General features: G+C 67.0%; 22 protein-coding genes and 1 pseudogene. 5 read left to right on the top strand and 18 right to left on the bottom strand.

Annotation, left to right across the window (positions count from 1 at the left end; translation table 11 throughout):
* Positions 1 to 10: 10 nt before the first annotated feature.
* The 4 genes from C5O27_RS09120 to C5O27_RS09105 are packed head-to-tail and all read right to left on the bottom strand — an operon-like array spanning position 11 to position 3,961.
* Entirely contained in the window at positions 11 to 1,165 is a 1,155-nt protein-coding gene (locus C5O27_RS09120; protein ID WP_127962546.1) for a hypothetical protein, read from the bottom strand.
* Positions 1,162 to 2,412 (bottom strand): sensor histidine kinase, encoded by a 1,251-nt coding sequence (locus C5O27_RS09115; protein ID WP_127962545.1) that lies wholly within the window; start codon positions 2,410 to 2,412, stop codon positions 1,162 to 1,164. The genes C5O27_RS09120 and C5O27_RS09115 overlap by 4 nt, the downstream gene beginning before the upstream one ends.
* Positions 2,409 to 3,506 carry a hypothetical protein gene (locus C5O27_RS09110; RefSeq protein WP_127962544.1) on the bottom strand — a complete coding sequence of 366 codons (1,098 nt, stop codon included), beginning with the start codon at positions 3,504 to 3,506 and terminating at the stop codon, positions 2,409 to 2,411. The genes C5O27_RS09115 and C5O27_RS09110 overlap by 4 nt, the downstream gene beginning before the upstream one ends.
* Positions 3,503 to 3,961 carry an ATP-binding protein gene (locus C5O27_RS09105; RefSeq protein WP_425269602.1) on the bottom strand — a complete coding sequence of 153 codons (459 nt, stop codon included), beginning with the start codon at positions 3,959 to 3,961 and terminating at the stop codon, positions 3,503 to 3,505. The genes C5O27_RS09110 and C5O27_RS09105 overlap by 4 nt, the downstream gene beginning before the upstream one ends.
* Positions 3,962 to 4,128: 167 nt before the next feature.
* On the opposite strand from C5O27_RS09105, the gene C5O27_RS09100 reads away from it, so the two are divergent.
* Positions 4,129 to 5,220 carry an IS110 family RNA-guided transposase gene (locus tag C5O27_RS09100; RefSeq protein ID WP_044505579.1) on the top strand — a complete coding sequence of 364 codons (1,092 nt, stop codon included), beginning with the start codon at positions 4,129 to 4,131 and terminating at the stop codon, positions 5,218 to 5,220.
* Between the two features lie 285 nt (positions 5,221 to 5,505).
* Here the strand turns inward: C5O27_RS09100 and C5O27_RS09095 are convergent, their stop codons facing one another.
* From C5O27_RS09095 to rpsJ, 13 genes and pseudogenes are all read right to left on the bottom strand, one after another.
* On the bottom strand, positions 5,506 to 6,525 hold the full coding sequence (locus tag C5O27_RS09095; RefSeq protein ID WP_127962543.1) for an IS481 family transposase: 1,020 nt from the start codon (positions 6,523 to 6,525) through the stop codon (positions 5,506 to 5,508).
* A 73-nt stretch (positions 6,526 to 6,598) separates the two neighbouring features.
* A pseudogene (locus C5O27_RS09090) lies at positions 6,599 to 7,414 on the bottom strand (sensor histidine kinase); the annotation flags it as partial.
* Between the two features lie 146 nt (positions 7,415 to 7,560).
* Positions 7,561 to 7,851 (bottom strand): 30S ribosomal protein S17, encoded by a 291-nt coding sequence (rpsQ, locus tag C5O27_RS09085; RefSeq protein ID WP_127962542.1) that lies wholly within the window; start codon positions 7,849 to 7,851, stop codon positions 7,561 to 7,563.
* Positions 7,848 to 8,081, bottom strand: a complete 234-nt coding sequence (rpmC, locus tag C5O27_RS09080; RefSeq protein WP_005194647.1) for a 50S ribosomal protein L29 — start codon at positions 8,079 to 8,081, stop codon at positions 7,848 to 7,850. Before rpmC ends, rpsQ begins: the two co-directional genes overlap by 4 nt.
* On the bottom strand, positions 8,081 to 8,497 hold the full coding sequence (gene rplP / locus C5O27_RS09075; RefSeq protein ID WP_004020548.1) for a 50S ribosomal protein L16: 417 nt from the start codon (positions 8,495 to 8,497) through the stop codon (positions 8,081 to 8,083). Before rplP ends, rpmC begins: the two co-directional genes overlap by 1 nt.
* 3 nt (positions 8,498 to 8,500) lie before the next feature.
* Positions 8,501 to 9,307, bottom strand: a complete 807-nt coding sequence (gene rpsC, locus C5O27_RS09070) for a 30S ribosomal protein S3 (protein ID WP_004020549.1) — start codon at positions 9,305 to 9,307, stop codon at positions 8,501 to 8,503.
* Between the two features lie 2 nt (positions 9,308 to 9,309).
* Positions 9,310 to 9,720: a 50S ribosomal protein L22 gene (gene rplV, locus C5O27_RS09065; protein ID WP_005194644.1), complete on the bottom strand. Its 411-nt coding sequence runs from the start codon at positions 9,718 to 9,720 to the stop codon at positions 9,310 to 9,312.
* The gene (gene rpsS, locus C5O27_RS09060) at positions 9,720 to 10,001 is read right to left on the bottom strand and encodes a 30S ribosomal protein S19 (RefSeq protein WP_006866074.1); all 282 of its coding nucleotides are present in this window, start codon (positions 9,999 to 10,001) and stop codon (positions 9,720 to 9,722) included. The genes rplV and rpsS overlap by 1 nt, the downstream gene beginning before the upstream one ends.
* 17 nt (positions 10,002 to 10,018) lie before the next feature.
* Entirely contained in the window at positions 10,019 to 10,855 is an 837-nt protein-coding gene (gene rplB / locus C5O27_RS09055; protein ID WP_127962541.1) for a 50S ribosomal protein L2, read from the bottom strand.
* 31 nt (positions 10,856 to 10,886) lie between these two features.
* Positions 10,887 to 11,192: a 50S ribosomal protein L23 gene (gene rplW, locus C5O27_RS09050; RefSeq protein WP_005194638.1), complete on the bottom strand. Its 306-nt coding sequence runs from the start codon at positions 11,190 to 11,192 to the stop codon at positions 10,887 to 10,889.
* 1 nt (position 11,193) lies between these two features.
* A complete protein-coding gene (gene rplD / locus C5O27_RS09045; protein WP_006866075.1) occupies positions 11,194 to 11,883 on the bottom strand; it encodes a 50S ribosomal protein L4 in 690 nt (229 codons plus the stop codon).
* Positions 11,883 to 12,539: a 50S ribosomal protein L3 gene (rplC, locus tag C5O27_RS09040; protein ID WP_005194633.1), complete on the bottom strand. Its 657-nt coding sequence runs from the start codon at positions 12,537 to 12,539 to the stop codon at positions 11,883 to 11,885. Before rplC ends, rplD begins: the two co-directional genes overlap by 1 nt.
* 19 nt (positions 12,540 to 12,558) lie before the next feature.
* Entirely contained in the window at positions 12,559 to 12,864 is a 306-nt protein-coding gene (rpsJ, locus tag C5O27_RS09035) for a 30S ribosomal protein S10 (RefSeq protein WP_003938093.1), read from the bottom strand.
* Between the two features lie 406 nt (positions 12,865 to 13,270).
* On the opposite strand from rpsJ, the gene C5O27_RS09030 reads away from it, so the two are divergent.
* On the top strand, positions 13,271 to 13,747 hold the full coding sequence (locus C5O27_RS09030) for a hotdog fold domain-containing protein (protein WP_127962540.1): 477 nt from the start codon (positions 13,271 to 13,273) through the stop codon (positions 13,745 to 13,747).
* On the opposite strand, the gene C5O27_RS09025 is transcribed toward C5O27_RS09030, so the two are convergent.
* Positions 13,748 to 14,947 (bottom strand): hypothetical protein, encoded by a 1,200-nt coding sequence (locus C5O27_RS09025; protein WP_425269608.1) that lies wholly within the window; start codon positions 14,945 to 14,947, stop codon positions 13,748 to 13,750. It abuts the gene before it with no gap.
* Between the two features lie 315 nt (positions 14,948 to 15,262).
* Between C5O27_RS09025 and C5O27_RS09020 the strand changes: the two genes are divergently transcribed.
* The 3 genes from C5O27_RS09020 to C5O27_RS09010 are packed head-to-tail and all read left to right on the top strand — an operon-like array spanning position 15,263 to position 19,673.
* Complete coding sequence (locus C5O27_RS09020) at positions 15,263 to 17,062, top strand: N-acetylglutaminylglutamine amidotransferase (RefSeq protein WP_127962539.1); 1,800 nt, start codon at positions 15,263 to 15,265, stop codon at positions 17,060 to 17,062.
* On the top strand, positions 17,059 to 18,972 hold the full coding sequence (locus C5O27_RS09015; protein WP_127962538.1) for a S9 family peptidase: 1,914 nt from the start codon (positions 17,059 to 17,061) through the stop codon (positions 18,970 to 18,972). Before C5O27_RS09020 ends, C5O27_RS09015 begins: the two co-directional genes overlap by 4 nt.
* An 8-nt stretch (positions 18,973 to 18,980) precedes the next feature.
* Positions 18,981 to 19,673, top strand: a complete 693-nt coding sequence (locus C5O27_RS09010; RefSeq protein ID WP_127962537.1) for a GntR family transcriptional regulator — start codon at positions 18,981 to 18,983, stop codon at positions 19,671 to 19,673.
* Positions 19,674 to 19,805 lie beyond the last annotated feature (132 nt).

Below are 19,805 nucleotides of genomic sequence, written 5' to 3'. Positions count from 1 at the left end.
AGGGTCACGCTCATGTCGGTGCCACCGGTCCGGCGGCCGTTCCCGTGGTGTCCACGTCGTCGACCGGGGTGACATCGACCGCGACGCTGCCGTCTCGATGGATTTCCACCCGGCGCATGCGGAGGCCGACGTCGACGACGATCGACGCGACCATGTCGCGGCCCGAGGGCAGGATCCGAGCGGTCACGCTGCCCTGATCCGCCATCGCCGGCTCGATGGCGGTCAACTCCTCGACGAGTATCCGACGGGCCAGGCTCCCGGGCGAGTGTTCGTCGAGAGCGTCTGACGCATGGTCGCCGAGTCCCCCGTCGTCGAGCAATCGCACCGAAACTCCTCGTCGGCGTACGGCCCACACCGACTCCCCCACCTCCGGTGCGTCCCACCCGGGTGCGCGGATGGTGTCGCGGAGCTGCGCCTCCGTCAGACGGACGTCGAGCGCCTCCTCGGGGAGGAACTCGTGCCCGGCCGCGATCTGTTCCAAGATCGGACGCGCCCCGGCGTCGAGGCGCTCTAGTTGTCGTCTCCGCTCGGAGGCCGACGCCGCCGTCGCGGCTTCCTCCGCGGCCTGCGCGAAGGCCTGTTCCCGCAGGCTGCGCAGGCGGTCGGGCATCGGGATCGCCATGAGTCCGAAGAGTGTGGCCAGGACCAGGACCGGATAGCAGAACATCGTGTTGCCGGCCCCGACCACATACCCGATCCCGATCATCTCGCCGCCGATCGCGGCCAATCCGGTCGAGCAGAGCGCTCCGATCCAGGCGAACGAAGGTCGTCGGTAGAGCACCACCATGGCCAGGATGATGGTCATCGCCGAGGTGACCGGCGTCGTCTGGAGGGTGACGTACGTGTCCAGCGACAGACTCCAGAACGAAGTCGTGACCCCGGCCACGGTCAAGACGGTGACAGCCAGAGCGGTGCGTAGCGGCAGCGTCGACCGGCCGTAGCGCATCAGCAACGACGCGGCCGCCACGAACAGAGCGAAACCCGCCGCCAGCGCCACCCACGTCGCGACCGACCGGATCTCCCAGCCCGCGCCGATCATCACTGCCACGTAGATGATCGCGAAGATGAGCAGCGCCCTGATGAGCAGCGGCGACCCGAGTCCGAACAGGTTGCCGGTCGTCTCGTCGAGATCGATCGCGTCATCGGGCAGCGGGTGCGAGATCATGGCCGCCTCCATTCGACGGCGACGACCGTGCCCTGCCCGGGCGCGCTGTCGATCTCCGCACTGCCACCGGGCAGTCCGGCCATCCGCGCGCGGATTCCCACCGCGATGCCGAATCGGCGGGGGTCGACCACAGCAGGGTCGAAGCCCACGCCGTCGTCGGCCACGGTCACCCGGGCGAAGCCGTCCCCGAATTCGGCGGCGACCTCGCAGTGCGAGCCGGCGCCCGCATGGCGGAGCCAGTTCCGGGTCGCCTCGGCCACGCAGTCGACCATGTCTTCCACGACCTGTGCCGGATAGCTCGCCGCGGGCGAGGAGATCACCTCCGTGCACGACGCGCGGTCGCTCATCGCGACGACCGTGTTCTCGGTCCGGAAGGCGAACACCCTGGCCGTGACCTCCGACGGCGGTACTGTGCTGCGGTCCAGTTCGTCGAGCGCCGACGCCGCCTGTGCCGCGAGCCGCGGATCGGGCGGACCCGCACGCACTGCCAGCAGCGTGGCGATGACGTGGTCGTGGATCAGTGCGTCGAACCGGGAGCGTTCCGCCTCCTGGGCCGCGTTGGCCGCGGCCCTGGTGGTCATCGCCAGCACGGCGGGATGCCGCTCATCCAGCGCACGCACGTTGCGCACCGCGGCCAGGGCCACCGCCAGGAACACCCCGGCCAGCGCCACCGACAGCGGCACGCTCAGCAGTTCGACCGGACGGAGCTCCCCGTAGCGCGCGATCTGATTGGCTGCGTGCACGGCGAAGGTCGCGACGACGAGGTTCGTCACCGCCAGGCCCGGGCGGAGCATGACTACCAGCCCGAAGCTCGGCACCGACGGGAACTGCAACAGCCACACCGCCCAACGAGCCTCCTCGTCGGGTGCCCCGCGCCAGGCCGGGAACCACAGCAGCGTCGCGATGAGATATCCCAGAGCGCAGGCACACACGAGAGCCGACAGCGAGCGCGGGACGGCCAGGAAGGTGGACGCCACCAGCAGCGCCGCGGGCACGACGACGAGCACCAGACTGACCGGGGTCCACCAACCCGCGGTGAGATCAGCCCGCAGGATCGCGACCGGCGCCATCACGGCACAGAACGCGAGCAAACCACTTCCGACGAACCGGCAGCCGATACGTTTCTGCCGGTCGAGGTCCGACGCGTCCTCACGGATACCCCGCCCCAGGCCCCGACGGACACGGTCGACGACACGTTCGGGCTTCACCGGCCGAACCGGGCTGCCGACCCCGGTGCCGGCACTCATCGGGCCAACCGCCGATCCGCGGAGGCCGTCTGGAGCGCCGCGCCCGCGCTCGTGAACTCGACCAACTCGACCTGATCGTCGGTGTCGACACCCAGCGATGCCAGGGTTTTCCGTCCCGGTGGGTGGATCCGGACGGTCACACGACCGCTCTCGGCATCGGCGAGGAGTTCGACGACCGCCGCGCCGAGGCGATCCCGCGCGCGTGCCGCCTCGTCGTCGGCCAGGACGGACAACCCGCCGTCGTCGAGCAGCACGACCTTGACGCCCCGCTGCCGGGCACGCCACGCGGCGTCGCGCACCTCGGGGACGTCGAGGTCCGACGCGCGGATGCCGTCTCGGAGCTGCGCTTCGATGAGACGGGCGACGGCGACCTCCTCGACGCTGAACTCGATTCGCTCGGCGATGCGAGTGAGGATCGGACGTGCGCGTTCGTCGAGAGCAGCCAGTCGCCGATCCCGCACCTCGGCGGCCGCGGCCGCGGCCGCGTCGAGCGCCGCCTGCTGTTCGTTGGCCTCACGCAGCGCGTACAGCTGTCTGGCCATGGGTCGAAGCATGAGCGAGAACAACGAGCCCATGATCATGATGGCGTAGCCGGGCAGGGTCACCGCCAGACCCCACATCGCGCCCTGCGTCGCGACGTGCCCCCACCCTGTGGCGATCACCGAGATGACGATGCTCGCGATCCACGCCGCCAACGGGCGGCCGCGTACGGCAACGAACGCGAGGGCGATCACCGAGGCCCCGATGGAGGGTCCGGTCTGCATGACATGCGTCAGCGGGAACGGCAACGAGAACAGCGAGGTCGTCACGCCGGCGACGGCGAGTACGGCGATCACCACCGTGGTCGGCATGGGCAACGGGTCACCCGGTGCATCGAGGATGAGGAATCCACCAAAGGCGAAGAACAGGAACCCTGCGATGATCCCGACCCACTGCCAGACCCCCGTGACGTCGGCGTTGGCGTACAACGTGACGGCGAGATATCCGCAGCTGAACATCGCCATGGTCACCCAGAGCGGGCGGGAGCCGATGCCGAAGGCGCTGTCGACCGCGCCCCGCTCGACGTCCCGGTCGTGTTCGCAGGTCCCGATCACGGACGCTCCCACCCGATCTCGACGGTGGTACCGCGGCGCGGGCGACTGTTCACCTGGGCGTGGCCGCCGGGCAGTCGTGACATCCGGCCGCGGATGCTGACGGCGATCCCGACCCGCCCGGGACCCACCGAGTCCGGGTCGAAGCCGTTGCCGTTGTCGACGACCGCCATGCTCAGTGCATCGGCCGCCAGTTGCACGATCACCGCGCTTTCGACGTCCGGTCCGGCGTGCCGGACCACGTTGCGCAGGGCCTCCGACATCGCCTCGACGACCGCGTCCACGACTTCCACGGGATATTCGAGGCGCTCCCCTCCGGCGTCCCGGTCGTCGGCGGGAGCGGGCACCGCGCCCAGGATCTGGACCTCGAAGCGTTCGGAGATGTCCGCGGCCGCCGACCTGATCCGACGCAGCGTCTCCGCTCGCGCCGCCACCTCGGCGTCGCCGGGACTCGGCACCCGAGCGAGTTCTTCGAGTGCCGAGCGGGCCTGCGCGGCTAGACGGTATGGGTGACTCCCCGATGGTGTGTTGGGGGGTTGCGGGCCGGAGCCTCACGCACAAAGACTCGTGGGTTACCGAGCAGGAGGCGCCTGCCCGGCCTATCCGACATTTGTGGGAGGCCCCGGTGTTTACAGAGCGTACGAGTGTAGGACTCGATGTGCACGCACGATCGATCGTCGCGGCTGCTCTTGACGGCCAAACAAGTGAGCTTCATCAGGCGCGGCTGACGCCGTCGTTTGAGCACGTCAGATCATGGCTGGCGACGTTGCCAGGCCCTGTCGCGGTGGCCTATGAAGCCGGTCCGACCGGCTTCGGGCTGTACCGGGACCTGACCGCGGCAGGGATCCGCTGCGAGGTGGTTGCGCCGAGCAAGCTGCAGCGTCCGGTCGGTGACCGGGTCAAGACCGATGTGCGCGACTCGATTCACCTGGCGAGGTTGCTGCGGCTTGGCGAGACCACTTCGGTGTGCATCCCGACTGTCGCCCAGGAAGCCGCGCGTGATCTGGTCAGGGCCCGCGAGGACTGTCGGGGTGATTTGATGCGGGCACGTCATCGGTTATCGAAGCTGTTGCTGCGTCACGGCCTGGTCTATGACGGTGGGACGGCCTGGACCGGCGCGCATGACCGGTGGTTGCGAACAGTCGCAGCGTCGGCGTTGACCGGGGCGGCCACACGGGTGGCCTTCGATGCCGATTACGAACACGTATTGACGATGAAAGCTCGACGTGACCGTTTGGACGTGGCGATCGTAGCGATGGCCGGTGATAGTGAGTTCACCCCGATCGTGCGGCGGATGTCGTGCCTGCGTGGAGTGAGCACGCTGACCGCGTTCGCGTTGACCGTGGAGATCGGTGATTGGGATCGGTTCACCGGCAACAGCATTGGCTCATTCGTCGGGTTGGTTCCCAGCGAATATTCTTCAGGAATGTCGCGGGTGCAGGGGGCGATCACCAAGACCGGCAACACCCATGCCCGCCGATTGCTCGTCGAAGCAGCCTGGCACCATCGGGCGCGCTATCACGTCGGTGCGGTGATGCGGGAACGCTGGGAACAGGCTCCCGCAGCGGCTCGGGTGCGTGGCGATGAAGGTAACCGTCGCCTCCATCAGCGGTGGGTGAACTTCCTTGACCGCCGGAAACGCCCCGTCATTGCCAACGTCGCCATCGCGCGTGAGTTGGCCGGCTGGTGCTGGTCGTTGGCCGTGATGGACTGCTGACAGCAATTGGCCTGCTTTATGAGCCGATCGGTGGTGACAGCGCGTGGATCGACCCGCGATACAACTATGAGCAAACCCGGTCACGGGTTGACGCTCGACCCTAGACACGCGGTCGCGATCCAGCCGAAACCCCGTCCTGCGGTACCCAATCCGCGAATATCAGTCTGACCGCGCGTCGTGATACGACACGCTCACCACACAGATCGCTCATGAAGCACAGAGGTACCGCCGGGATAGCTTCCCGGCGGTACCTCGCCCTGCGAACTTGACAAACTTCTCTACATATCAGTTGTACTGACCCGACAGGTTGGGTACGCGGTCGGCGGGTGAGTTGCCTCGGAGCGCGGTGTGTCCGCGTTCGTGATTGTAGACGCGAAGGAACTCGGGGAACGCCGCGACGCGTTCGGACTCGCTGAGGTAGGGACGGGCGTAGGCCCATTCCTCCTGCAGGGTCCGGTTGAATCGTTCGACCTTGCCGTTGGTTTGCGGCCGGTACGGTCTGGTCCACTTGTGCTCGATCTTGTTGTCGTGCAACAAGTCCCGAAATATGCGGGACCGGTAACACGACCCGTTGTCGGTCATCACCCGCGCGGTGGTGACACCGATCGAGGCGAAGTGCGCCAACGCCCGAGTCATGAACGCGGTCGCGGTTTCCTTCTTCTCATCAGCGAGGATCTCGGAGTAGGCGTAGCGGGAGTGGTCGTCGACGGCGTGATGCAGATACGCGTACCCCAGGTTGGGGCGGCCAGCAACTTTGCGGGTTCGTCCAGGCTCGCGGTGGGCACTGGAGTTGCGGGTGCCCTGGGCGCGGCCGTGTACGCGATGTCCACCGCCGTCGGGGATTCTGCCGAGCTTTTTGATGTCGACGTGGATCAAGTCTCCGGGCGCTTGGTGTTCGTACCGGCGAATCTCGCGTCTGCGGGCACGTACCGGCGCCCCGGTTGCCGGGTCGATCCACGACAGTCGTAGGCAGCCGTAGCGGGTGAGGATGCGGTGCACCGTGGAGACGTTCAACCCCAGGTGGTATCCGATCCGGGCTGGCCCCCAGCGGCGGGAGACGCGTAACCCGACGACCCGGCGTTCCCGGCGCCGGCTGGTGCGATGCGGACACGATCGGGGCCGGCTGGACCGATCACCCATTCCGGCCGGCCCGTGGTCGCGGTAGCGATCCGCCCATCGCTTGGCCGTGGTGACTGACACGTTGAACCGGTCAGCTGCGCGGCGCAGTGGCCACCGGTCGTCCACAACACACCGAGCCAGACGCAACCGGCCAGTCGGGGACAGCGGTGAATTACGGTGAGACACGAAGACCTCCGGGTTGAGGAGCGGTTCTTAGACAGCTCCACACCTCACTCGGAGGTCTTCCCTATGTCACGTCGACTCGCCGAACGCCGTACCTAACGTTCCGGGTCAGTACAGCTAGTCGGTGGTCGGGTGTGCCCGGCTCGACCGCGAGCAGGGACGCGATCACCCGGTCGTGGACGATGGCGTCGAACCGTGCCTTCTCGACCTCGCGGGCCGCCTCCGCTGCGACATTCGCCGCGTTCCGGTAGGTCTCCTCACGGGTCTCGTCCAGATGCCGTCCGGTGCGGGCGGCCACGAGGACAACCGCGAGGAAGACCGCGGTGAACACGACCGACCACACGATCTCGAACACCAGATCCGAGGTGATCGCCCCGAACCGCCCGAGTTGCTGCGAGACATGCGAGACGACGGACGACACGACGAGACTGATCGCACCGAGCCTGGCATTCACGAGCATCAACACCATGCTCGGCATGCCGCAGAACGCGATCATCCACTGCGCCACGTCCTCCGGGTCGGCAAGCGTGGTCCCGGTCCACGCCGGGAACCACAGCGCGATGGCCAACAGATAGCCACCCCAGGTGGCCAGGGCCAGGGGGCCGAGCCAGGACACGCCCCGGCGGAAGCTGAAGAGAATCAGGAGGATTCCGGGCCCGACGGACAGCAGGATGCTCAGCGGAACCCACCAGGAGGCGGTCACCGTGGCGGCGGAGGCGATCGCCGCGAACGAGACGATCGGGTAGCCGATGAAGCCGAGGCCGAGGAAGCGCGCGCCTATCCGGCGGACATGGTCGAGATCCGGCTCTGCCGAGTCGGATTCGAAGATCCGACGCACCCAAGCCGGATGTTCCGTCGGTTTGTCGGAGAGAGATGCATCGGTCGCGGCCATCAGGTCAACCCTCACATCCACCGGTGACGCGGTCAATCCATCGGGGGAACCAACGGGAACGGCGTACACGCCCCGGCACGACAAACGGCCCGTCCCCCTCGAGAGGGGAACGGGCCGTTCGGGTGTCGATCTCGCTGGGAGTCGGCTTACTTGGCCTTCTCCAGCACCTCGACCAGACGCCAGTGCTTGGTCGCCGACAGCGGGCGGGTCTCCATGATCCGCACGCGGTCACCGACGCCGGCATCGCCGTTCTCGTCGTGTGCCTTGACCTTGCTCGTGGTCCGGATGATCTTCTTGTAGAGCGGGTGGCTCTTACGATCTTCCAGCTCGACCACGATGGTCTTCTGCATCTTGTCGCTGACCACGTAGCCGATCCGCTCCTTGCGGCGGCCGCGCTCAGCGGTCTGGGTTTCGGTCACCTTCTGGTCCTCACTCATGCGTCTTCACCTTCCGGTCCCGACGCCAGGCCCAGCTCACGCTCGCGCATGACGGTGTAGATACGTGCGATCTCGCGACGCACGGTCCGCAGGCGACGGTTGTTGTCGAGCTGGCCGGTGGCCATCTGGAAGCGAAGGTTGAAGAGCTCTTCCTTCGACTCCTTCAGGCGGTCGACCAGATCGGCGTCGTTGAGCTCACGCAGCTCGTTCGCAGCAACTCCGAGAGACATCAGAACTGCTCCTCTCGTGTCACGATCCGGGTCTTGATGGGGAGCTTGTGCTGTGCGCGGCGCAGGGCCTCGCGAGCGATCTCCTCATTCGGGTAGGTCATCTCGAACAGCACGCGACCCGGCTTGACCGGGGCGACCCACCACTCGGGCGAACCCTTACCCGAACCCATGCGGGTTTCGGCCGGCTTCTTGGTGAGCGGGCGGTCCGGGAAGATGTTGATCCAGACCTTGCCGCCACGCTTGATGTGCCGGTTGATCGCGATACGAGCGGACTCGATCTGACGGTTGGTGATGTACGCGCCTTCCAGAGCCTGGATGCCGTAATCGCCGAACGTCACCTTGGTGCCGCCCTTGGCCTGCCCCTTGAGGCTGGGGTGATGCTGCTTGCGGTGCTTGACCCGACGTGGGATCAACATGGCCTAGCCCTCCTGCTTCTCAGCCGCACCAGCAGTGGCCTCGGCGGGAGCGGCCTCGGCCGCGCGAGCGGCGTCGGTGCTCGTCGCAGTGGTGCCCGAGGCACCGCTACGCCGGGGCCGGCTGGGCCGGCGCGGACGGCGATCCTCGGCTGCCGGAGCGGCCGCAGCCAGCTCGCGACGTCCACCGACGATGTCGCCCTTGTAGATCCACACCTTCACACCGATACGGCCGAAGGTGGTCTTGGCTTCGTAGAGTCCGTAGTCGATGTCGGCGCGCAGCGTGTGCAGCGGCACGCGTCCCTCGCGGTAGAACTCACTGCGGCTCATCTCAGCGCCGCCCAGACGACCCGAGCACTGGACCCGGATGCCCTTCACGTTCGGCTGACGCATCGCCGACTGGATCGCCTTGCGCATCGCGCGGCGGAACGCCACACGGTTGCTCAGCTGCTCGGCGACGCCCTGGGCCACCAGCTGGGCCTCGGACTCTGCGTTCTTGACCTCGAGGATGTTCAGCTGGACCTGCTTACCGGTCAGCTTCTCCAGGTCGCCGCGGATGCGATCGGCCTCGGCGCCACGGCGACCGATGACGATGCCCGGACGCGCGGTGTGGATGTCGACGCGAACCCGGTCACGGGTGCGCTCGATCTCCACCTTCGCGATGCCTGCGCGCTCGAGCCCCGTGGAGAGGAGCTTGCGGATCGCGACATCTTCCTTGACGTAGTCCGCGTACTGCTTGTCGGCGTACCACCGCGACTTCCAGTCGGTGGTGATGCCCAGACGGAAGCCGTGCGGGTTGATTTTCTGGCCCACTACTAGGCTCCCTTCTTCTTCGGCTGACGCGAGCGGCCACGGCCGCCGGCTGCCTTCTCCGGCAGGCTCTCCACGACCACGGTGATGTGGCTGGTGCGCTTGCGGATACGGAATGCGCGGCCCTGGGCACGCGGCTGGAAGCGCTTGAGGGTCGGGCCCTCGTCGGCGAACGCGGTGGCGACGACCAGGGTCCGGCGATCCAGATCCAGGTTGTTCTCTGCGTTGGCGACAGCGCTGGCCAGCACCTTGTACACGGGCTCGGACGCCGACTGCGGGGCGAACCGCAGGATGTCCAGTGCCTCGTCCACGTTCTTGCCGCGGATGAGGTCCAGCACGCGGCGGGCCTTCATCGGCGTGACGCGCACGAACTTCGCGGTGGCCTTGGCGGTCGGATTATCGGTCTGCGTAGTCATCAGCGGCGCTTCGCTTTCCGGTCATCCTTGATGTGACCCTTGAAGGTGCGGGTGGGGGCGAACTCGCCCAGCTTGTGACCGACCATCGAGTCCGAGATGAACACCGGCACGTGCTTGCGTCCGTCATGGACGGCAAAGGTGTGACCGATGAAGTCGGGAATGATGGTCGAACGGCGGGACCAGGTCTTGATGACCTGCTTGGTTCCCTTTTCGTTCTGATCGTCCACCTTCTTCAGGAGGTGGTCGTCGACGAACGGGCCCTTCTTGAGGCTGCGTGGCATTCTCTTACCTCCTCCTGTTATCGCTTGTTCTTGCCGGTGCGACGGCGACGGACGATCAGCTTGTCGCTGGCCTTGTTCTTGCGGGTGCGGCCCTCGGGCTTACCCCACGGCGAGACCGGGTGGCGACCACCGGAGGTCTTGCCCTCACCACCACCATGCGGGTGGTCAACCGGGTTCATGACGACACCGCGGACGGTCGGGCGCTTGCCCTTCCAGCGCATACGGCCGGCCTTGCCCCAGTTGATGTTGCTCTGCTCGGCGTTGCCCACCTCGCCGACGGTTGCGCGGCAGCGCACGTCGACACGACGGATCTCGCCGGAAGGCATACGCAGCGTGGCGTAGGAGCCTTCCTTGCCGAGCAGCTGGATCGACGCGCCGGCGCTACGTGCCATCTTGGCGCCACCGCCCGGGCGCAGCTCCACGGCGTGGACCTGGGTACCGGTCGGGATGTTGCGCAGCGGCAGGTTGTTGCCGGGCTTGATGTCGGCGGCCGGACCGCTCTCGACGATGTCGCCCTGCTTCAGGTTCTTCGGCGCGATGATGTAGCGCTTCTCGCCGTCGACGTAGTGCAGCAGCGCGATGCGCGCGGTGCGGTTGGGGTCGTACTCGATGTGAGCGACCTTGGCGTTGATGCCGTCCTTGTCGTTACGACGGAAGTCGATCAGACGGTAGGCACGCTTGTGGCCGCCACCCTTGTGACGAGTGGTGATGCGGCCGTGAGCGTTACGGCCACCGCGCCCGTGGAGCGGACGCACCAGCGACTTCTCCGGATGGTCACGGGTGACCTCGGCGAAGTCGGAGCCGCTGGCTCCACGACGACCCGGGGTCGTCGGCTTGTACTTACGAATAGCCATGAGTATCTAGTCCTTCTCGCCGAAGTCCCGGTCAGCTGACCGAGCCTCCGAAGATCTCGATGGGCTTGCTGTCTGCGGTCAGCGACACGATGGCGCGCTTGGTGGACTTGCGCTGGCCGTAGCCGGAGCGGGTCCGCTTGCGCTTGCCCTGTCGGTTCGCGGTGTTGACGCTGGCAACCTTCACACCGAAGATCTTCTCGATCGCGATCTTGATCTCGGTCTTGTTGGACTCCGGGTGCACCAGGAAGGTGTACACGTTGTCCTCCATGAGTCCATAGGACTTCTCGGAGATCACGGGCGCCAGGATGATGTCGCGCGGATCGGCAACGGTCGTCATGTCAGGCCTCCTCTGCTGTCTTCTCGACGGCAGCCTTGGCATCCGCCGTGTTCTGCTCGATGAAGGCATTGAGCGTCTCGACGCTGAACACAACCTCGTCCGAATCCAGGACGTCGTAGGTGTTGAGCTGATCGGGAGCGATCGGGAGCACGTTGTTCAGGTTCGCCACGCTCTTCCACGCCGTCAGGTCCTCGCGGCCGAGAACGACCAGGAACTTGCGACGATCGGAGAGGCTCTCCAGGAACTCGCGAGCCGCCTTGGTCGAGGGGGCCTGCCCCGCAACCAGTTCGGTGATCACGTGGATGCGCTCGTTGCGAGCGCGATCGCTCAGCGCACCGCGCAGGGCGGCGGCCTTCATCTTCTTGGGGGTGCGCTGGCTGTAGTCACGCGGCTGCGGGCCGTGGACGGTGCCACCGCCGGTGAACTGCGGTGCACGGGTCGAACCCTGACGCGCACGGCCGGTGCCCTTCTGGCGGTAAGGCTTGGCGCCACCGCCGCGGACCTCGCCGCGGGTCTTGGTCGAGTGCGTGCCCTGGCGAGCCGCGGCCTGCTGGGCCACGACGACCTGGTGCATCAGCGCGATGTTGGCGGGAGCGTCGAACAGCGCGGCCGGCAGGTCAACGGTTCCGTTGGTCTTGCCGTCGGCGGTCTTGACGTCCAGCGTCAACTTGGTCGTGGTCTCGGTGCTCACTACTTCGCACCACCCTTCACTGCGTCGCGGACCACCACGATGCCGCCCTTGCGACCCGGGATCGCTCCCTTGATCAGCAGCAGGCCGGCCTCGGCGTCCACCTTGTGGACGGTGAGGTTCTGCGTGGTCACCTTGTCGTTACCCATACGACCGGCCATCCGCATGCCCTTGAACACGCGACCCGGGGTGGCGCAGCCACCGATAGAGCCGGGTGCGCGGTGCACGCGGTGAGCGCCGTGGCTGGCGCCCAGACCGGCGAAGCCGTGGCGCTTCATGACGCCGGCGAAACCCTTGCCCTTCGAGGTGCCCGTGACGTCGACCAGCGCGCCGTCGGCGAAGATCTCGGCGGTCAGTTCCTGACCGATCTCGAACTCGCTGACGTCGTTGACGCGGATCTCGGCCAGGTGACGGCGCGGGGTGACCCCGGCCTTCTCGTACTGGCCGGCGACCGGCTTGGTCACCTTGCGGGGATCGATGGCACCGTAGGCGAGCTGGACAGCGGTGTAGCCGTCACGGTCCTGCGTACGGAGCTGGGTGATGACGTTCGGGCCGGCCTGGATGACCGTGACCGGAACGACGCGGTTGTTCTCGTCGAAAACCTGGGTCATGCCGAGCTTGGTGCCCAGGATGCCCTTGGATGAACTCTGGTTGCTCATGATTTATCTCGTCCCCGTCCTACTGGATGTTGACGTCGACACTGGCCGGCAGGTCGATGCGCATGAGCGCGTCGACCGTCTTCGGGGTCGGGTCGAGGATGTCGATGAGTCGCTTGTGGGTACGCATCTCGAAATGTTCGCGGCTGTCCTTGTACTTGTGCGGCGAACGGATGACGCAGTACACGTTCTTCTCGGTGGGCAACGGCACCGGGCCAACGACACGTGCACCCGTACGGGTCACGGTCTCCACGATCTTGCGCGCCGAAGCGTCGATCGCCTCGTGGTCGTAGGCCTTGAGCCTGATGCGGATCTTCTGTCCCGCCACGCTGTGTCCTCTTCCGTCAGTTGTTCTCGACAGACAAACACCGCGTGACCAGGGCAGGCTCTCGCCGGCTGAGCACATGACCGCCGTGTGAGATTCGGCAATCGACGCTGTTCATCTGTCGTTGTACGTTGGCTCGTCTCTGGAACGAGCCGGTTTGCTCCGGCACCCGCGGTCGGGCGTGTCGAGTCCGTGAACCTGATTCGGAGCACGCGTTACACGCCCATTCCCCGTTAACCGGGCCTGGGAGTCATTCACCTGACCACTTCGGCGGTGTCTGCACAGTGTGCGACGTGCGTCTGCCGGTCAAGGCAACCCGACAAGTATGCAACAGAGACGGGTGCCGATTCAAATCCGACCTCGTCACACCCCCCGGTCCACCAAACTGACTCATGAGTAAGATACCCGCATGGCTGCTATCGGTTCCACCTACGCCCTGCGCAAGAAGCTTCCCGACAACGCTCTCGGGAACGTCCTGTTCTCGCTGGGCCTGGTCGCCAAGGCCCCGTACTTCGGGACCGTGTTCCCGCTCGTCCAGAAGATGGAGCCCGGTTTCGCCAAGGTCACCGCTCCCAACTGGTTCGGGGTCCACAACCACATCGGCACGTTTCACGCGATCGCCGCCTGCAACCTGGCCGAGGCCGCGATGGGTGTGCTCATGGAGGCCACCACCCCCACCTCGCACCGCTGGATCCCCAAGGCGATGGAGACGCGGTATCTGGCGAAGGCCACCACCCGGCTCATCGCAGAGGCCCACCTGGCCGAGCCGGTCGACCTCGCGTCCATCACCACCGGCACGGACGTCATCGTCTCGGTGAGCATCACCGACACCAAGGGCACCGAGGTCGTGCACTGTGACATCACCACGTGGGTGACCCCGAAGTAGCTACCGGTAGCAGGCCTGCCAGCCGGCAGTGCGCACCGTCTCGGCGGAGCAGTAGGTCGCGCGCGGATAGTAGGGCCCCATCGACGACGCCGGGTCGGTCTTGTTCGCCTGCGACGCCTGCACGCTGGTCGGGTAGAACTCCGACGACGGCAGCATGTTGCGCAGGAACACGACCTTCGGCACGGTCGTGCTGCCCCACGGGATGACGGTCAGGTCCGAGCCGGCGACCTGCGCTGCGGTCAGGTCACCGGGCGCCGCGACCACATAGGTGTAGTAGCCGTCGGCGTCGATCCGGGTCGCGTGGTCCGCCGCACAGGCGACCACCGGGTAGGGCGTCACCTTGTCGTTCTGACACATCGACCAGTACCGGAGTTGCTCGCCGGGAGCGGCCGGCGACTGCCCGGCCCGACTGTCGGGGAAGCTCGGCGCCTTGCCGCGGATCACCGCGACGCGTCCGGGCCGGTAGTTGAGCAGCGAGCCGATGTACTTGTTGTCGCCGTTCGGGAACAGGCCCGACGTGCTCGCCGGGTTCACGAAGGTCGCCTCCTTCGCGTTCCCGGGGAGGGAGGCCGACGCGGCGTTGCCGATCGCGTCGTCGAAGACCCCCGTGAGCGCCTGCGCGATCGGCCCGTCGTGGTCGCGCGGATTGAACGGCTGCGCGCACGGCGCGACGGGGATCTTCTGGCCCCCTATCGAGAAGGTCACGTTCGGCAGGGGGACGCCACCGTTCGGGGAGTTCGGGTCGTCGGGGACGTAGATCCGCACGATGAGGAAGCCGACAGGCGCGTTCTGACCACCGGCCGGGAGACCGCGGATCTCGTTGCGCGAGTGGTCGGCGGCGCCGGGCACGACCGTCGCGTGCCACGTGCGCTTCGACGCAGGCGGCATCGCGACCGGCGTGGCGAAGGGGTTGATGCTGCCTGCATCGGGCCGGATCTGGTTGTCGCGCAAGGTGTCGACCGTGTCGAGGTCGGTGCCGTAGGTGTTGAGCGAGAAGTACCGGGCAGCCGGGAAGGTCCCCGACAGGCGGATCGAGTCCCCCGGGCCGAGGGCGTACGGCAGCACCCAGTAGGTCGCGTTGGCGTCGGGGAAGGCGACGTTGAGATCGGTGCTGTTCGACATCAGCTGCCATACGCATCCGGGCCCCGGCGCATAGCCCTGCGGGGCCGCCGACGTGGGGGCCGACCCCACGGCCGTCATCGCGAGCACCGCCCCGACGACCACACCGACGACCCCTCCGGCACGGTGCTTGACCTGTGTGAACAAAGTTGCTCCCTCCGTCGCCAGATCGTATCCACAGCTCACCCGGCGTGCCGGGCCAATCCCGCGACATCACCTCGGCCTGCCTCCCGGCGGCGATGCTCATAGGGTGAGAGATGGCCCCGCCGTCGACGCCCTCCCGGCCGGAGCGGCGCAAGACCCCGGGTCCGCCCCTCCGAGTGCGGCAGTATCGAAGAGGGACGGTATCGACGGGGAACCGCCCGACAGGCGCCACCGAGCAGGAGGACAGATATCATGTGCGGAATCTGCGGCGAGATCCGTTTCGACGGCAGCGTGCCCGACGTGTCGACCGTCGACGCGATGACCTGCGAGATGACGCGCCGGGGGCCCGACGGGAGCGGCGTCTTCGCGAAAGGGTCTGTCGCTCTCGGACATCGGCGCCTGAAGATCATCGACCTGTCCGAGAAGGGCAGCCAGCCGATGATCGACCCGGCCCTGGGCCTGGCACTCGTCTTCAACGGCTGCATCTACAACCACCACGAACTGCGGGCCGAGCTGGAGGGGAAGGGTTACTCCTTCTTCTCCCACGCCGACAGCGAGGTGATCCTCAAGGCCTTCCACGCCTGGGGCCCCGACTGCGTGGACCATTTCATCGGCATGTTCGCGTTCGCGATCGTCGACACCGACACCGGCGTGGTGACCCTCGGCCGTGACCGTCTCGGCATCAAGCCCCTCTACCTGGCCGACACCCCGGGCCGGCTGCGCTTCGCGTCGTCGGTGCAGGCGCTGCTCCGTGCAGGTGACGTCGACACGTCGATCGATCGTGTTGCGCTGCATCACTACTTCAGCTTCCACGCGGTGGTCCCGGCGCCGCACACCATCTACAACGGCATCCGCAAGCTACCCCCGGCCACGGTCATGGTCATCCACCCCGACGGCCGGCGCACCGAACGGAAGTACTGGGAGCCGAGGTTCGAGGCGCACCCCGACCGCGCGGACTGGGACGAGCAGCGTTGGCATGCCGAGCTCCTGGACTCGTTGCGCACCTCGGTGAAGCGTCGCATGGTCGCCGACGTCCCGGTCGGCGTCCTACTGTCCGGCGGCGTCGACTCGTCCCTCGTCGTGGCTCTGCTCGCCGAGCAGGGACAGACCGACCTGGCCACCTTCAGCATCGGATTCGACTCGGCCGCGGGCGAATCCGGCGACGAGTACGCCTACTCGGATCTGATCGCCGACACCTTCGCCACCGATCACCACAAGATCCACATCGGCACCGACCGTTTGCTGCCCGCGATCCCCGACACCGTCGCGGCGATGGGCGAGCCGATGGTCAGCCACGACTGCGTGGCCTTCTATCTCCTGTCCCAGGAGGTCAGCAAGTCCATCAAGGTGGTCCAGTCCGGGCAGGGCGCCGATGAGATCCTCGGCGGCTACAGCTGGTACCCGCCGCTACGCGGTGTGCCGCGGCAGGACACGACCCGCGCCTACGCGAACGTCTTCTTCGACCGCGACGACGCCGACGTCCGCAGCATCCTCGCCGACGAGTACCTCCTCGAGGCCGGCTACGACCCCAGTTTCGCATTCGCCCAGGCACATCAGTCGGCGCCGGGGGCCGACACCTCGGTCGACGCGGCACTGCGGCTCGACACCACCGTCATGCTCGTCGACGACCCGGTCAAACGCGTCGACACGATGACGATGGCGTGGGGACTCGAGGCCCGGGTGCCCTTTCTCGACCATGAGTTCGTCGAACTCGCCGCGACCTGCCCAGCCGAACTCAAACTCGCGCACGGGGGCAAAGGCGTTCTCAAGGAGGCGAGCCGGTCGCTCCTGCCGTCGGCGGTGATCGACCGGACCAAGGGCTACTTCCCGGTGCCCGGCATCCGCCACCTCACCGGCGGGGTCCTCGACCTCGTCAACGACACCCTCCGGTCGCAGGCCGCCGTCGACCGCGGGCTCTACCGACCCGAGGCGCTCGACAAGTTGTTCGGCGACCCCAACGGCATCCGAACCCGGCTCGACGGCAACGAACTCTGGCAGGTCGCACTCCTCGAGATGTGGCTCCAGACGACGGAAGCGAACGCCCGACGGTGACCGCTCTACGTTTCGACGACCGCGGTTGGAAGACCTACGGCGCCTCCCTCTCACCCGACGGGAGCGCCTTCGCCTACATCGTCGACGACGGCAACGGATATCCCCGTGCGGCACAACGATCCCTGTCACGTGATGGGGTCGGCGACCTGCGCTGGGTCAAACTGCGGTCCACCGGTCCGGTCCGAAAGATCGTGCATTCCACCGACAGCCGGTGGCTGGCCGTCGAGATCGCACCCAGTGGCGGTGAACACCACCAAGTCTGGGTCGTGACCACCGATCCCGACGACGACACCGCGCACCGGATCGCGGCCACCCGCCCGGACGGCCGGTCCTACGGGACCGTCCGTCTCGTCGGCTGGGACACCGACTGGGTACTGCTCACCGCGATCGACCATGACGGCACCACGCACGCGTTGCGCGTCCACCCCGGCACCCAGACCGCCCGGACCCTCGACCTGCGCGTCGGCAGCGAACTGATCGATTCCTGGAAAGGCGCGACCCTCGTCCGCGTCGGCCCGCGCGGCTATCACGACATGCTCCTGATCCGGCGCCGTCCCGACTCGCCCGACGACGAGGTCACGATGACGCCGCTGCTCCCCCAGGATCCTGGCGCGGTCACCGACCAGGGTTATGTGCTCGACCAGGGTTTCGATCACACGTCACTTGTCTTCGTCCCCGCGCCGAACGAACCCATCCGCGACCTCGACAGCGTCCAGGCGCTGGTGCGCAGCGACTTCGACGCGAAGTTCCCCCGGCTCCTCGGCGTCGAGGTGAGCAAGTTCGGCGTCCGCTTCCGGGTGATGGCGCAACGCGTCGACATCGGGCTCGACGAGTTCGCCGTCAGCCACGATCAGTCGACCGTCGCCCTGTTGTGGAACGTCAAGGGCCGCAGCGAGTTGCAGATCCTCACCCTCCCCGATCAGACGCTGCATCCGCCGGTCGAGCTCCCCGGCGAGGTCGCCCATGATCTCTCGATCAGTGCGGCGGGATCGGTGGTGTCGGTGACCGTGTCGAGCCCGCAACACTCTCCGCTCGTCCACCTGATCGACGTCGCGAACCGGAGGGTGACGCCGGTGCGGGACGACGTCGTCACCGGTGAGGGTCCATCGAGCCTTCTCCGCCCCGAGCTCGTGGAGTTCTTCGCGCGGGATGGCATGCCGCTGTCGGGTTTTCTGTATCGGGCCGCGAAGAAAACCCGCGACGAGCGACCCGGCCCGACGCTGCTCTACTTCCACGGCGGCCCCGAGGGACAAACCCGACCTGACTACCAGTTCCTCTTCGGCCCGCTCGTCGATGCCGGGATCACGGTCTTCGCCCCCAACGTCCGTGGCTCGTCGGGTTACGGCCGACTCTTCTCCCACGCAGACGATCGCTACGGCCGGTATGCCGGCATCGACGACGCCGCGGACTGCGCGGAACTGCTGTGCCGCCTGGGGATCGCCGATCCGGACGCGGTGTACTGCTCGGGCCGCTCCTACGGGGGCTACCTGACCCTGGCCTGCCTGACCTTCCACCCCGACCTGTTCGCGGCCGGTATCGCCATCTGCGGCATGAGTGACCTCGAGTCGTTCTTCCGCAACACCGAACCGTGGATCGCCGTCGCCGCCTACACCAAATACGGGCACCCCGAATCGGATCGCGAGCTACTCGCCGACCTCTCCCCCATCCACCGCATCGACGACGTGCGCGCACCCCTGCTCGTCGTACACGGCGCGCACGACACCAACGTCCCGGTCAGCGAATCGCAACAGATCGTCGCCGAACTGCAGGCCCGCGGCGCGGTCGCCGAGATGCTGATGTTCGACGACGAGGGTCACGAGATCGTCAAGCGCAGCAACCAACATCGGCTGACCGAGGCCGTTGCCGAGTGGATCACGAGGTACCCGACGCGTCCCGGGGTGATGCGGTGAACCGGCGGATGACCGACCGGTTGCTCGCGCAGCTGGCGGACACCCGCACCGGCAATGAGCGCGCCAATGTGCTCGAGGAACTCCGCCGACTGATCCTGTCCGGTGGCGCGCCCCCGGGTACCCAGATCCCGCCCGCCGAGATCGCCGACGCCTTCGGGGTCAGTCCGATACCGGTGCGCGAAGCGCTCAAGACCCTGGTCGGCGAGGGCCTTGTGGTGCACCGGCCCAACGCCGGGTACCGCGTCAACCAACCCTCCGCCGACGAGCTCCGTGAGATCTACTTCGTGCGTGGCACCCTGGAACAGGCCGCGCTGGCGCGGTCGGTCGAGCTCATCGACGAGTCCGCCCTGCAGATCGCCCGGGACCGCCACGCCGAACTCCTCGTCGCGGTGAAGTACAACGACGGCAAGGCATTTCACGATGTGTCCCGCGAGTTCCACCGCGCCCTCACCACCCCGTGCGCGATGCCGCGACTGCTCAACATGTTCGAGGCGACCTGGAACCTCACCGAACCCTTCCAGATGATGCGGGCGGTGACCTCAGAGACCCAGGCCGCACTCAACACCGACCACGAAGACCTCCTCGATGCCTTCGCCGACCGCGACACCCCGGCGGTTCTCGAGGTCGCACGCCGGCACCACCAGCGACTCGAGAGCGCGATCGTCGAAGCGGCCGATCTCCTCGACGTCCGCCACGATTGACCCGTCCCAGGACCGTCGAATCGGGCACCCGTCGATGTGCCCAGCGGAATATATTTGCGCGTTCATCGTCAGGTAACAAACCGTTCCTACTTTTGTCCCATCAGCATTTCCGCACCTGAGAGCGGGTTTCCA

The organism is Gordonia alkanivorans, from assembly GCF_004011905.1.
Taxonomy (GTDB): Bacteria; Actinomycetota; Actinomycetes; order Mycobacteriales; family Mycobacteriaceae; genus Gordonia; species Gordonia alkanivorans.
The sequence above is the reverse complement of the archived record's forward strand: the minus strand, read 5'-3'. Positions and strand labels throughout refer to the sequence as shown.

Coding starts and splice junctions, on each gene's coding strand:
- C5O27_RS09020 (WP_127962539.1), top strand. CDS start 15,263: ATGTGCGGAATCTGCGGCGAGATCCGTTTCGACGGCAGCGTGCCCGAC.
- C5O27_RS09030 (WP_127962540.1), top strand. CDS start 13,271: ATGGCTGCTATCGGTTCCACCTACGCCCTGCGCAAGAAGCTTCCCGAC.
- rplB (WP_127962541.1), bottom strand. CDS start 10,855: ATGGCTATTCGTAAGTACAAGCCGACGACCCCGGGTCGTCGTGGAGCC.
- C5O27_RS09025 (WP_425269608.1), bottom strand. CDS start 14,947: ATGACGGCCGTGGGGTCGGCCCCCACGTCGGCGGCCCCGCAGGGCTAT.
- rpsS (WP_006866074.1), bottom strand. CDS start 10,001: ATGCCACGCAGCCTCAAGAAGGGCCCGTTCGTCGACGACCACCTCCTG.
- C5O27_RS09010 (WP_127962537.1), top strand. CDS start 18,981: ATGACCGACCGGTTGCTCGCGCAGCTGGCGGACACCCGCACCGGCAAT.
- rpsQ (WP_127962542.1), bottom strand. CDS start 7,851: ATGAGTGAGGACCAGAAGGTGACCGAAACCCAGACCGCTGAGCGCGGC.
- rplW (WP_005194638.1), bottom strand. CDS start 11,192: ATGACGACCGTTGCCGATCCGCGCGACATCATCCTGGCGCCCGTGATC.
- rpmC (WP_005194647.1), bottom strand. CDS start 8,081: ATGTCTCTCGGAGTTGCTGCGAACGAGCTGCGTGAGCTCAACGACGCC.
- C5O27_RS09115 (WP_127962545.1), bottom strand. CDS start 2,412: ATGAGTGCCGGCACCGGGGTCGGCAGCCCGGTTCGGCCGGTGAAGCCC.
- rplP (WP_004020548.1), bottom strand. CDS start 8,497: ATGTTGATCCCACGTCGGGTCAAGCACCGCAAGCAGCATCACCCCAGC.
- rplV (WP_005194644.1), bottom strand. CDS start 9,720: ATGACTACGCAGACCGATAATCCGACCGCCAAGGCCACCGCGAAGTTC.
- rplC (WP_005194633.1), bottom strand. CDS start 12,539: ATGAGCAACCAGAGTTCATCCAAGGGCATCCTGGGCACCAAGCTCGGC.
- C5O27_RS09120 (WP_127962546.1), bottom strand. CDS start 1,165: ATGATCTCGCACCCGCTGCCCGATGACGCGATCGATCTCGACGAGACG.